9 protein-coding genes are annotated in these 13225 nt (G+C 47.9%); 6 read left to right on the top strand and 3 right to left on the bottom strand.

Annotation, left to right across the window (positions count from 1 at the left end; all coding sequences use genetic code 11):
- Positions 1 to 2 precede the first annotated feature (2 nt).
- The 6 genes from infB (at position 3) to Q7C_RS02760 (ending at position 7627) form a co-directional block, all read left to right on the top strand.
- Positions 3 to 2768, top strand: a complete 2766-nt coding sequence (gene infB, locus Q7C_RS02785) for a translation initiation factor IF-2 (RefSeq protein ID WP_014703171.1) — start codon at positions 3 to 5, stop codon at positions 2766 to 2768.
- A complete protein-coding gene (rbfA, locus tag Q7C_RS02780; protein WP_014703170.1) occupies positions 2768 to 3154 on the top strand; it encodes a 30S ribosome-binding factor RbfA in 387 nt (128 codons plus the stop codon). The genes infB and rbfA overlap by 1 nt, the downstream gene beginning before the upstream one ends.
- Positions 3155 to 3166: 12 nt before the next feature.
- Positions 3167 to 4114, top strand: coding sequence for a tRNA pseudouridine(55) synthase TruB (gene truB, locus Q7C_RS02775; protein ID WP_014703169.1), 948 nt, complete (start codon positions 3167 to 3169; stop codon positions 4112 to 4114).
- A gap of 103 nt (positions 4115 to 4217) precedes the next feature.
- Positions 4218 to 4487: a 30S ribosomal protein S15 gene (rpsO, locus tag Q7C_RS02770; RefSeq protein WP_014703168.1), complete on the top strand. Its 270-nt coding sequence runs from the start codon at positions 4218 to 4220 to the stop codon at positions 4485 to 4487.
- A 185-nt stretch (positions 4488 to 4672) separates the two neighbouring features.
- On the top strand, positions 4673 to 6772 hold the full coding sequence (gene pnp, locus Q7C_RS02765) for a polyribonucleotide nucleotidyltransferase (RefSeq protein WP_014703167.1): 2100 nt from the start codon (positions 4673 to 4675) through the stop codon (positions 6770 to 6772).
- 87 nt (positions 6773 to 6859) lie between these two features.
- Positions 6860 to 7627 (top strand): ATP-binding protein, encoded by a 768-nt coding sequence (locus Q7C_RS02760; protein WP_014703166.1) that lies wholly within the window; start codon positions 6860 to 6862, stop codon positions 7625 to 7627.
- Between the two features lie 3 nt (positions 7628 to 7630).
- Here the strand turns inward: Q7C_RS02760 and Q7C_RS02755 are convergent, their stop codons facing one another.
- From Q7C_RS02755 to Q7C_RS02745, 3 genes are read right to left on the bottom strand one after another with little or no spacing between them, the layout of a single operon-like run.
- Positions 7631 to 10759: an efflux RND transporter permease subunit gene (locus Q7C_RS02755; RefSeq protein WP_014703165.1), complete on the bottom strand. Its 3129-nt coding sequence runs from the start codon at positions 10757 to 10759 to the stop codon at positions 7631 to 7633.
- Positions 10752 to 11921, bottom strand: a complete 1170-nt coding sequence (locus Q7C_RS02750; RefSeq protein WP_014703164.1) for an efflux RND transporter periplasmic adaptor subunit — start codon at positions 11919 to 11921, stop codon at positions 10752 to 10754. Before Q7C_RS02750 ends, Q7C_RS02755 begins: the two co-directional genes overlap by 8 nt.
- Positions 11921 to 13216, bottom strand: a complete 1296-nt coding sequence (locus tag Q7C_RS02745) for a TolC family protein (protein WP_238532336.1) — start codon at positions 13214 to 13216, stop codon at positions 11921 to 11923. The genes Q7C_RS02750 and Q7C_RS02745 overlap by 1 nt, the downstream gene beginning before the upstream one ends.
- Between the last annotated feature and the right edge of the window lie 9 nt (positions 13217 to 13225).

The following is a 13225-nucleotide window of genomic DNA, read 5'->3' as shown; positions in this document are numbered from 1 at the left end:
CAATGAGCGATATAAAGGTTAAAGACCTCGCCGATACAATTCGTGTCTCACCAGAAAAACTGGTTGAACAGCTTAATGAAGCGGGCATTTCGGTCAGTAAAGCAGATGAGTTGATTACCGAAGAGCAAAAGCAGACGTTATTACAGTTTTTGCAGCAACGTCATGGCGTTGCGGATGGTAAAGATGCCTCGCCGCGCAAGATTACCCTGAAGCGTAAATCAGTCAGTGAAATCAAGCTGGGTGGCGGTTCTTCTCGTTCAGGCGGAAAAAGTGTCAGTGTTGAAGTGCGCAAAAAACGGACCTATGTCAAACGCACACCTGACGAAGCCGCTGCGACAGAGCTATTAAATCAGCAACAAGCGCAACAACATGCTGAAGAACTGGCAAAACAAGAACAATTACGCCAGCAAGAAGTAGCGAGAAAACAGCAAGAAGAAGTTGACCGCCAGAAAGAAGCTGAAGCAGAATCTGCGGCGGTTGCTGCGGCAATTGAAGCTGAAAAACAAGCTTCTGAGGAAGCACGGCTGGCAGCTGAGGAAGAGCAAAAAGCTCTGGCAGAAGAAGCAAAGTCGCAAACTGCCAAAAAAGCCAATACTGAAAAAACTGAGCCAAAACTATCGGCATCACAGCTGGCACATAAAAAATTAGAAGAGGCGGATGCCAAGCGTCGGGCAGCAAATCTGGCTCGGGTAGAAGCAGAAAAAGCGCTGGAAGCCAAACGCAAGGCCAGAGAAGAAGAGGAAGCACTGGAAAAAGCCCGTGAAGAAGCACGTCAGGCGACGGTCGATGCTCAGGCCAAAGAGCAGAAAACTGATCGCAAAGATACCGACACTCGTCATGGTAAAGACAAACCTGCACGTAAAGGGCGCCATGATCGTGATGATGACTTTGAACGCAAAGAGCTTCACGTTCGTGAAGGCAAAGCGGGTCGCCGGAAGAAGAAAAAAGCGGCAGCTCCACAAAAAACACCGGTATTGGAAACAGAACACGGGTTTTCTAAGCCCACTGCGCCGGTTGTGAAGGAAGTCAGCGTTCCAGAAACGATTAGTGTCGGAGATTTAGCACAACGACTTTCTGTCAAATCAGGTGAGTTAATCAAGTCATTAATGGGGCTAGGTACGATGGCCACCATCAATCAGGTTCTGGATCAGGACACGGCTGTTATTGTCGTTGAAGAAATGGGCCATATCGCCAAACCCGTTCAAGAAAATCAGGTCGAGTTGGCACTGGAGGTTTCTGAGGAACAGGTTGGTGAAGCGGTGGTCAGAGCGCCTGTAGTGACCGTGATGGGCCATGTCGATCATGGTAAAACCTCACTTCTGGACTATATTCGCCGTACTAAAGTGACTTCAGGTGAAGCCGGCGGCATCACCCAGCATATTGGGGCCTATAAAGTCGAAACCAGCCGAGGAGAAGTGGCTTTCCTAGATACACCGGGACACGCCGCCTTTACAGAAATGCGTTCTCGGGGGGCAAAAGTTACCGACATCGTTGTGTTAGTTGTGGCTGCAGACGATGGGGTGATGCCACAAACTATCGAAGCGATTCAACATGCAAAAGCGGCACAATCCACATTAATTGTTGCCATTAATAAGATGGATAAACCTGAAGCCAATCCGGATCGGGTTAAGCAGGAATTATCAAATCATGAGGTCATCCCGGAAGATTGGGGTGGTGATGTGCAATTTGTCCCTGTTTCTGCTTTAACCGGTGAGGGTGTTGATGACTTGCTGGAAGCAATTTCACTGCAAGCGGAAGTGATGGAATTGAAAGCGCCCGTGAAAGGGCCGGCTATTGGCACGGTCGTTGAAGCACGCTTGGACAAAGGTCGAGGTACAGTCATTACTGCATTGGTGCAGCGTGGTACCCTCAATAAAGGCGATATTGTGGTGGTTGGCCAAGAGTTTGGTCGGGTTCGTGCCTTGTTTAACGAAAGTGGTCAACAATTAGATACTGCAGGTCCGTCGACACCTGTTGAAATATTAGGCCTATCGGGCACGCCAGCTGCGGGCGATGAACTTCAAGTTGCACCCGATGATCGCACTGCAAGAGAAATTGCGACATTCCGCCAGACAAAAGCGCGTGAAGCAAAAATTGCCAGACAGCAGGCAGCCAAACTCGATGAGATGTTTAACAAGATGGAAGAGGGTGACGTTAAAACACTCAATCTTGTTATTAAAGGGGATGTTCACGGTAGTGTCGAGGCAGTTAGCCAAGGTTTGCAAAAGCTTTCAACTGAACAAGTCAAAGTGCGCGTTGTGGGATCTGGCGTTGGTGGTATCAACGAAACGGATGCACAGTTAGCGGCCGCCTCTGAAGCAATTTTGATTGGTTTTAATGTGCGAGCCGATAACGCCGCTAGAAAGGTCATTTCGGAAAAAGGCTTGGACGTACAATATTTCAGTATCATTTATGATTTGCTAGATGTTGTCACCAAAGCGATGACCGGTATGCTTGAGCCGGTTTATAAAGATGAAATTATTGGTCTTGCACGTGTTGATGATGTATTCCGTTCTCCCAAGTTTGGTGATATCGCTGGTTGCTTGGTATTGGAGGGTGTCGTCAAACGGAGTAATCCGATTCGTGTGCTGCGAGACAATGTGGTTATTTTTGAAGGTGAGCTGGAATCACTCCGCCGCTTTAAAGATGATGTGAATGAAGTGAATGCCGGCACAGAGTGTGGTATCGGCGTCCGCAATTACAAAGACGTCAAACCCGGTGATCAAATTGAAGTCTTTGAACGTGTTTTGATGAAACCAACACTCTAATGGCGCGCGAATTTAGTCGGACAAGTCGTATTGGCGAAGTTATGCAACGTGAGTTGGCTCAACTCATTCAGCATGACCTCGCCGATCCGCGCGTCAGTTTAGTGACCGTATCACATGTGGATGTGACGGCTGATTTAAAGTATGCACGTATTTATGTCACCCGATTTAATGGCTTTGACTCAGATGCGGCCGCGGATGAGTGCTTACAAGGTTTGCAAAATGCGGCTGGTTTTTTGCGTCGTCAACTTGCCAAACGGGTTAAGTTACGGGTTATGCCCGAACTCCAATTTCGATACGACAAATCCCTGGAACATGGGTTTTATATGGACGAGCTGATCAGCAAAGCAAATGCCGATCAGCATAAGCCCGACGACGAAAACGAATAAATATACTTGCCAATGGCTCGACGAAAAAAAGGGCAGGCGATTACCGGTCTGGTGATTGTCGATAAACCATCTGGCGTCACATCGAATCACGTTTTACAGTCCGTTAAACGCTTGTTCAATGCGCAAAAAGCCGGCCATACCGGGACATTGGATCCCCTTGCTTCAGGGGTGTTGCCAATTTGTTTGGGGGAGGCAACGAAGTTATCCACGTATTTGCTTGATGCGGACAAACAATACGAGGTTACCTGTAAACTGGGTCTTGCCACCGATACCGGAGATAGTCAAGGACAAATTATTGACAGGCGTCCCGTGCCGAATTTCGATCTGGCAAGACTGACGCAGATAGTGACGCAGTTTATAGGCATTCAACAGCAAATACCGCCTATGTTTTCTGCCTTGAAACATCAAGGTCAGCCACTCTACAAACTGGCCAGAGAAGGCATCACAATCAAGCGTGAGAGTCGTCAGATTACCATCTACAATCTGCAAATAGGTGAGTTTGATGCCACGCAATTCAGTCTGCGGGTAGACTGCAGCAAAGGCACATATATTCGGACATTGGTTCAGGATATTGCAGCCGAATTAGGGAGTTGTGGCCATGTCACTTACTTACGACGAACCAAAGCCGCCGGGTTTACACTCGCTGATAGTGTGGCCTTGCCTGAATTAGCTGCATCCGAAAAAGAAGTGGTACGAAATCAATATCTCAAGCCAGCCTTATCGGCATTACCAGAATGGCCAGTATTAAAGTTGACCGAACAACAGACCAACCAGCTTTATTTCGGCCAACCCGTACAATTAGCACAAGAGACGTCTAGTGAGAGTTTACGATTATTAGATGCAGCACAAAATTTTATTGGTCTTGGCCGTTGTGATGAAACTGGATTACTGACCGTCAAACGGTTATTTGTTCGTGATATCGACGCAGGTGCGCTTGCTGATCAAACGGAAAGCCGGTAAAATCTGCAAGCTTTAAAAGAGTTGGTTAACTTGGTCTGTGAGACTGGGTTTTCTCAGAATTTAACTACTGGCATCAGCCAGATCGAAAAAGTTGGAGTTTTTAATGTCAATTACAGCGACACAGAAAAAAGAAATTATCAGCAAGTATGGCCGCGGTGAAGGCGATACCGGTTCTGCGGAAGTACAAATTGCTTTGCTGACAGCACGTATCACAAACCTGTCTGATCATTTCAAAACCAATACTCAGGATCATCATTCACGTCAAGGCCTGCTGAAAATGGTCAGCAGTCGCCGCAAGATGCTCGATTATCTGAAAAAAACCGACATCACGCGTTATCGTGGTCTGATCGCGGACTTGGGTCTGCGTCGCTGATCTCCAGCGTGGTCTGGAAATTCAAACAAATATCGGCGGCCAGAAGCGATTATTTCTGGCACGCTAACATTCGATAGTGAAAATGCCCCTGTACTCCGTCCGGATACAGGGGCATTGTCATTTAGTGCTTTTAAACTGTGAACGAAAAGGTTCGTTCATGGTGTCGTCAAGAGAAGGAAATTAGAGTGAATTCAGTGAAAAAGACAGTACAGTTCGGGGAGCATTTGCTCAGTCTTGAAACAGGCAAAATTGCTCGTCAGGCAGGTGGTGCCGTGATGGCAAGCCTGGGTGAAACCGCTGTTCTGGTAACTGTGGTCGGCAAGAAAAATGTCAATCCAGGACAAGATTTCTTCCCGCTCACCGTGAACTATCAGGAGCGTACCTACGCAGCCGGTAAGATTCCGGGTGGTTTTTTCAAACGCGAAGGCCGTCCTAGTGAAAAAGAAACACTGACTTCACGTTTGATCGATCGGCCTTTACGTCCTTTATTCCCAAAAGGTTTTATCAATGAGGTTCAGGTGATTGCAACGGTCGTTGCCATCGATCCGGCTATCGATCCGGATATTCCGGCAATGATCGGTGCCTCTGCGGCTTTGGCGATTTCCGGTATCCCGTTTAATGGTCCTCTGGGTGCGGCCCGCGTTGGTTACATCAATGGTCAATATGTGTTGAACCCAAGTAAAAGTCAGCTCACTGAAAGCGAATTGGATCTGGTAGTTGCCGGTACCGAAACTGCCGTGCTGATGGTTGAGTCCGAAGCCCAAGAGTTGCCTGAAGAGGTGATGCTAGGTTCAGTGATGTTTGGTCATCAACAAATGCAGTCAGCTATTAATCTGGTGCGTGATTTGCAACAAGAAGTTAGTAAAGCGGCGTGGGAATGGCAAGCAGAAGCGAAAGACGATCGTCTTTACAATGCTGTCAAAGAAGCCGCTTACGCGGGTATTGGTCAAGCTTACACTGTCAGTGACAAGTTGTTACGCCAGGATCAGCTTGCCGAAGTTCGGCAAACTGCGGTCGATGCCTTAGTCAGCGAAGATGGTGAATGGAACGAAGAAGAAGTTAAAGCCATTTTTGGCAAGCTGGAAAAAGAATTAGTCCGGGGTCGTATTATTGCTGGCGAGCCACGTATTGATGGCCGTGATACTAAAACAGTTCGACCTGTATTTGTTGAAACCAGTGTGTTGCCACGTGTTCATGGTTCGGCCTTATTTACCCGTGGTGAGACGCAAGCCATTGTAGTCGCAACACTGGGCGCTGAACGCGATGCCCAAATGATTGATGCCGTTGAAGGGGAGTACCGGGATCGCTTTATGCTGCATTACAACTTCCCGCCATACTGCGTTGGTGAAACTGGTTTTGTCGGCAGCCCAAAGCGTCGCGAAATTGGACATGGCAAATTGGCCAAACGCGGTATTCAGGCGGTGATGCCAACTGCTGAAGCATTCCCATACGTTGTCCGGGTTGTTTCTGAAATCACCGAATCAAATGGATCCAGTTCGATGGCCTCGGTATGCGGTACTTCTTTGGCACTGATGGATGCTGGCGTGCCGATTAAAGCACCGGTAGCGGGGATTGCTATGGGTCTGATTAAAGAGCCGGATGCCTATGCTGTTATCACTGATATTCTCGGTGATGAAGATCACCTGGGTGATATGGACTTTAAAGTCGCGGGAACTGAAAAAGGCGTCACTGCGCTGCAAATGGATATCAAGATAGAAGGTATCAATGAAGAAATCATGCGCACGGCTTTAGCGCAGGCGCGTGATGGACGGTTGCACATTCTGGACAAAATGAATGCAGTGATCAGCACTCACCGCCAGGAAATGTCTGAACATGCACCACGCATCATTACCACGAAAGTCCATGCTGACAAGATTCGTGATGTGATCGGTAAAGGCGGTGCAACAATTCGAGCGATCACGGAAGAAACCGGCGCCACCATTGATATTCAAGATGATGGTACCGTAATGATTTTCTCTTCTGACTATAATGCCGGGCAGGATGCATTGCATCGTATTGAGCAAATTACCGCTGACGTTGAAGTTGGTAAGATTTATCAAGGTCGCGTTGCCAAACTGATGGATTTTGGTGCGTTTGTGACGATTCTGCCGGGTAAAGATGGTCTGGTGCATATTTCACAGATTTCTAACGAGCGGGTTGAAAATGTCAGTGACAAACTGTCAGAAGGCGACATGATTGAAGTTAAAGTACTGGAAGTAGACCGTCAGGGTCGTATTCGCCTGAGTATGAAGGCAGTCCATGATGATGCCTCGGCAGAAAGCTGATATCGTTATCTTATTGCGATACACTAAAGCCCCGCAGGTCGGGGCTTTTTTGTGGCTTGAACCTTAAAAAAACAGGGGATTTGGCTGATGAACAACTTGGATTGGCACACAATTGATGCGGCAGTCTGGCGCCCCAACCGGCAAAAACTAAAAGCGGTCAGCAGACCGGATCCAATTCGCCTGCAGCAGCTGATTGGCATCGATGAACAAAAAGCCAGTCTGATAGCCAATACAGAACGATTTTTGCATGGTGACAGCAGCAATCATGCGTTACTTTGGGGAAGTCGTGGCACCGGCAAGTCTTCATTGATTAAAGCATTACTGAATGCGTTTGCGGCTGATGGACTGCGCATGTTGCAGATAGACAAAGAAGAGTTGGCATGGCTACCTGATATTCTGGATGATCTGGAAGATCGGCCCTTTAAATTCATTATTTTTTGTGATGACTTGTCTTTTGAAGAGCAAGACGTCAGTTATAAACCTCTAAAAAGCATGCTTGAGGGCGGGCTGGAGTTACCGCCAGAGCACGTCCGGATTTATGCGACCTCGAATCGTCGCCACTTGATGCCGGAGCGTCAATCTGACAACCAGTTAAGTAAAGTCGTCGATGGCGAAGTGCACTATACCGACAGCCTTGAAGATAAACTGGCACTTTCGGATCGATTCGGCTTATGGCTGTCTTTTTATCCACCGGGTTGGGATACCTATTTTGCGATGGTTGACAGCCTGTTTTCGGCATCGAACCTTGATAAGCAGCAGCTACACGAGGCTGCCCGGCTATTTGCAATGAGTCGTGCCAGTCATAATGGCCGAACGGCCAAACAGTTTTTTCAACATTATCAAACTGGGCTGTAACCCTCAGGCGGGAATAGACAAATCACGCCGACCTGGCAAACGGCTACGAATATCATGCTCAATCATCAGTAACATCGGAATCAGTAACAAGGTGATGATGGTGGCAAACATCACGCCATACGCCAGAGAAACCGCGGCTGGAACCAAAAAGAAGGCCGTTTGTGAGGTTTCCCATAGCAGGGGCATTAAACCCGCAAACGTTGTAAAAGAAGTCAACAAAACGGCCCGGATGCGATCGCGTCCGGCCTTCACAACCGCTTTGGTAATTTCACGCGACTCGCGTTTTATTTCATTAAAACGGGCAGCCAGCAACAAACTGTCATTCACGACGACACCGCTGAGGGCGATAATGCCATTCATGGATAAAATACCAAGTGATAAATCATTAACCCAATGGCCCAGCAAGGCACCGACGATGCCGAAAGGAATGGCCGTCATAATGATGATCGGTTGAATGTAGGATTTGAGTGGAATCGCTAATAACGCATAGATAGCCAGCATGGCGAGTAGAAACAAATGAATCATGCTGGCTTCGGTTTCTCTCTGTTCTTCTGCCTCGCCAGCGAAATAAATATCCAGATCGGGATATTTGGCTTTCAATCGAGGTACTTCATTGTGCTCCAGTCTATCCACCAGTTCCGTGACTGATAAGCTGTCCTTATCGACATCTGCGGAGAGATAAACGGCACGCTGACCATTAATGCGCGTAATACTGTCACGGGTAAAACCGTAGCTCACTTCAGCCACACTGGCTAACGGTATGACACTACCATCAGGCAGGCGCACTCTGGATTGCAAGACATCAGCTGGATTTTGCCGGTCTGCTTCCGGGTAACGTACCTTTACTTCAATTTCATCACTATTGCGTTGATAACGTTGCACCACTTGTCCACTAAACCCTTGCAGGATCTGTATGGCAAGTTGATCCGTTGTTAACCCCATTGCCTCGCCTTGCGGATTTAATTTTAGTTGTAATTGCGGCTGCCCAGGTTGCAGATTATTTTGCAAACCAATAATGCCTGGCATGGGTTCGAGCAGAGCCGAGATTTCTTCACCGGCTAATTCAAGAACGCGATCATCATTGCTGCGCAGTTCGATCCGTAACGCATCATCATCGGGACGGCCACTTTGAATGCGTAAGCTCCGTACGCCTTCAGGTAGGCCAGATTGTTTTTCCCAAGCCTGTCTAAAAGCAAACATGTTGTAGGGGGCATCCGGTTTGAGTTCTACCGTAATACTACCGCGATGATCTGCTTCGGAAATCACCTGCAGATTGCCAATACCACTGGATTCGTTGTCATCACGGAGTTGCCGATCTGCCTGATAAGCCGTTTGCTCCAATAATAATAAAGTGTCATGCGTACGGCCATAACTGACATCATTGTGCATTGATATCTGGGCTCGCACCGTATCACCTGGAATAGAGGGAAAAAAGCTCATTCGGATAGTGCCATTAAATGGCATGCTGAACACAATAATAAACACCATGATAAACACCGTGACCATGGCATAACGAAACCGTAGACAAAAAGTAAGAACGGGTAGGTAAACGTGAGCGGAGAACCACTGCAGGCTATTATCAGCAGCATCTTGCAGTAATCGAAAGATACGGCTCAATGGGTTTTGTCGCGGTTTTTTTTGAGTGTTTAAATGAGTCAGGTGGGCGGGCAGAATTAACTTGGACTCGATCAGAGAGAGCATCAACGCAATTGCGACAACGGTGGCAAACTGGGCATAAATTTCGCCGAGTCGACCTTCAATTTGTGACATAGCAAAGAAAGCGACCACGGTGGTAAAAACACCGAAAATAGTTGGCATGGCGACTTGCATCGTGCCTTTAATCGTACTGCGAATCGTGTCGCCTTCGCGGGACCGTACACTGTAGATGCTTTCACCAATGACAACGGCATCATCGACAATAATGCCAAGCGCCATCAAAAAGCCAAAGGTGGTGAATGAGTTCAGGGTTAAGTTGGCCCAGTTGTCCCCCATAAAAAACAAGGTGCCGAGAAACACGAAAGGCAGCCCCATCGCCACCCAGAAGGCAACAGACAAATTAAGAAATAAAGCCAGCAAGACAAACACCAGCACCATGCCGATAATGGCATTATTAATCAGGATTTGCAGACGATCCGTGATATTGACACTACGATCATGCCAGGTCGCCATTTCAATGCCAGCGGGCAGTTTTTGTTCATTACGCCAGACTTCAACAACGTCGGTGGCTTGTTTCACCGAGTCGCCAATATCATTTAACGCCGAGGTGACGACTTGGAGGCCGATACTGTTTTGGCCTTGGAACCGTGACAACACAGCCACATCATCATCAAAGCTGTCCAAAATATCGGCGACATCTCCAAGGTAAACCTGCTGACCATTATTACCGGTTATCAGAGGGATGGTGGCGAAGTCCTGTTTCAGGTAGGCTTGCTCAGCTGCTTTCAATTGCAGATAAATGGTTTCGTTGCGAAGGACGGCGGTTAGTGGATTGGAGGAGTTGTTATTAATCGCAGCTTCAACATCGGACAGGGTTAACCCGTAGGATTGTAAGCGACCATCATCAATTTCAATCATCATCATCGGATCACGCCAGCCAGATAACGTGACACGATGAATAGCGGGCTTGCTCAACAGGTCTCGTTCTATCTGCGTTGCAATTTGTTGCAGGCTTTGACGATCTGTGTCGCCATAAAGCTGGATCCAGATGGCGTGTTCATCGCCATCGCCCATATCGATAACCGGGTTTTTTGCGTCCACCGGAAACGTTGATATCGCATCAATCTGCGTTTTGACTTCTTGAAACAAAGTGTCAATGTCATAGCCACTCTGCATTTCCACTTCGACCGATACACCACTACGAGTGGATTGACTGATGATATTTTCAATACCGGCAACGCCGCGCAGACGTTGCTCGATTTTAATTGCCAGACCTTCTTCCGATTGTTTTGCCGAACCACTGTCATAGGAAATATTGACCGTAACTTCGTTAACCATACCTCTTGGAAACGCTTCTTTACGCAGATCTCCAGCGGCGACAAGGCCGAGTACAATCACCAGTATCATCAGCAGGTTGGCAGCAACCGGGTTATGAATAAACCAACCAATAATCCCAGCGCGCTTTGGGTTAATCATTGGCGTTTTCCATGGTGCTGACAGGATTAACAGCCATACCTGCCAGGTAACTGTCTAACGGCTGGATCAGCACATGTTGCTTGTCTTCAGTTAAGGTCGGTGGCGGGGAGATATAAATATACTGCGCATCACTAAAAACTGGAGTCGCTGCAAATTTCGCCAGATTATTGTCAGCATTGACGTACCAGATGTCACCACGCTGACTGAGACTGGTTAATGGTAAACGCCATAACCCATCAAGTTCAGCGCCTGCCAGCGCCACCGCGACGAACGTCCCCGGATTAAGGGGTGGCGTTTGTTGCAGCGGCTTTTCGATACCGACAATTAAGGCCCGTTGCCGTGTTATGCCATCAAGATGTTGTTCTGTACGCAGCACATGCCCTTGCCATGAAGCCTTGCTTTCGACAGAGGTGAGTTTGACGGGCCATTTTGTGTTCATCATATGCTCGGCGGTAGATAAATTCTGCCATTCATATTCCGATAGCGTCACCGCTACTTCCACACGATCCGTACTATAGAGTGTGCCAATGGCAGTGCCTGCCTGGACATAACTGCCAGGCGAAACATCGCGACTGACAATCAAGGCATCAAAAGGGGCTTTGACATGACTGAAAGCCAACTCTTTTTTTGCATTATTCAGTTGTGCCTGCGCATTGTTAACCGCCGCCTCAGCCTGAGCAAGCTGCGGCTTTCGCAGAACCAGGTCATCTGGGTCGCCAGATAAACCTGATGCACGCCACTCGGCCGCTGCCTGCTGGCCTTGACGCTGTTCTTGTAACAGCAGCAATTGGTTCTCAGCGAGTTGTTGTTCGGCAAGTGCAACGGCTGCACGATAGGCGCTATTTTCAAGTGTTAGCAGGACATCACCTTTGTTGACCAATCGGCCTGTTTCAAAGTTATTAGCCAGCGTTTCGACTTGGCCTGCCACCTGTGCACTCAAAGTAATATTAAATCTGGGTTGGACGGCACCAAAAGCACTGACCTCAGCCTGATAACTTTGGGCAGATACCGTAATAACTGAAATATCTGGACGGACGACAGGAGCGTCACGTTTCATGATGGGCCGGTTTTCAAAACGCTCAATGCTCTGCTGCGTCCAGAAATAAACACCGATCATCACAATCAGGGCCAATAAAAACGCAATAACGGTTTTAACTTTCATTACGCTTGAATCTCCAGTCCAAGTGCCAAACCTAGGTTCACCCGGTTAATCAAGCGTTGATAGATTAAATCATCGCGTTGCGATTGCAGGTTAAAATTTTGTTGTTGCACTGTTAATAGGTCCAAAATGGTTCGTAAGCCGCTTTGATAGCCTTGCTGATATTGACGCAGATTATTCTCAGCACTGGCCAAGGCTTTTTCCACAAATGCCTGCTGACGAACCAGTGCCTGTTCGTTACTCAGTGCTTGTTCGATTTCAGTGACAGCAATCAACAATTGATCCCGATAGCTTTCGTAGGCAATTTCAGTTTGTAATTCCCCGATTTCCGCGTTTGCACGTCGTTCTCCACCGTCGTAAAGCGTGGCCGTCAACTGTCCCAACAGTGACCATACGGGGGACTCAAATAAAGCGGCACGTGGCGAGCTGGCAACGTCTTGTAAAATAGCCTGAAAACTGAGCTCAGGCAGAATATCCTTATAGGCGGCGACGGTGCGTTGCTGGCTGGATTTGATGGCGATATAAGCGGCTTGCAAATCGGGTCGTCTTGCCAATGATTGTGTTGGCAACGCCGCTAACGGTAAGGCGACCTTGGGATAGTTTTTGGGTAAATTATCAAACGTGGGCAAGTCGATTTGACCAAGCAATGTACGCATAAACAGTTGTTGCTGACGAAAAGCTTCATGCAGACTTTCTAACTGTGCTTCAGAGCTGGCAACCGCAGTGCGAGCACTATCAAGATCTTCCAACAGGCCTAAACCCTGTTGGTAACGCTGTAAAATAAAGGTCTGCGTTCGTTGCAAGCTATCAAGCCGCTGTGCTTCGATATCTATGGCACGTTGCTGAGTGATCAAGGTGATCCAGTTGCGCATTACTTCGGCTGCCAGCGTGTCTCGTGCAGATTGCAATAGCAGCGTTTGTTGCAGCACATCCAGTTCCGCAGCCTGTTCCAGATCGGCTAATTGTCCCCAAACATCTGCTTGCCAACTGATATTCACGTTCGTGGTGAATTGATTATTCGTTTCTTTATTTCGGTTTGCGCTAAAGCCAGATGTCACCAATGGAAGTCGTTGTGCACGGGCAATGTTTTGTTGCTTTTCCAGAGCTTCAAGGGTGAGTAGGGTTTGCCGTAAACTTGGATTATTATGTAGCGCCAGATCAATCAGCTTATACACCTCAGGTGCATCAATGAGCGTATTCAAATTGCCAACTTCGGAAGCAGCGGTATGATTTTGCCATGGGCTGACCGCCGCAATCTGTTGCGTTGTGATAGCAGCATAATCCGGTTGTTTCGGCACGGTTTGACA

It is taken from the genome of Methylophaga frappieri (assembly GCF_000260965.1).
Lineage (GTDB): Bacteria > Pseudomonadota > Gammaproteobacteria > Nitrosococcales > Methylophagaceae > Methylophaga > Methylophaga frappieri.
Note: the sequence above shows the minus strand (reverse complement) of the source record. Positions and strands in the feature narration are given on the sequence as shown.

Bases quoted from the DNA above. Each gene is read 5' to 3' on its own strand.
- infB (WP_014703171.1), top strand. From the start codon at position 3: ATGAGCGATATAAAGGTTAAAGACCTCGCCGATACAATTCGTGTCTCA.
- Q7C_RS02750 (WP_014703164.1), bottom strand. From the start codon at position 11,921: ATGAAAGTTAAAACCGTTATTGCGTTTTTATTGGCCCTGATTGTGATG.
- rpsO (WP_014703168.1), top strand. From the start codon at position 4,218: ATGTCAATTACAGCGACACAGAAAAAAGAAATTATCAGCAAGTATGGC.
- rbfA (WP_014703170.1), top strand. From the start codon at position 2,768: ATGGCGCGCGAATTTAGTCGGACAAGTCGTATTGGCGAAGTTATGCAA.
- truB (WP_014703169.1), top strand. From the start codon at position 3,167: ATGGCTCGACGAAAAAAAGGGCAGGCGATTACCGGTCTGGTGATTGTC.
- Q7C_RS02760 (WP_014703166.1), top strand. From the start codon at position 6,860: ATGAACAACTTGGATTGGCACACAATTGATGCGGCAGTCTGGCGCCCC.
- Q7C_RS02755 (WP_014703165.1), bottom strand. From the start codon at position 10,759: ATGATTAACCCAAAGCGCGCTGGGATTATTGGTTGGTTTATTCATAAC.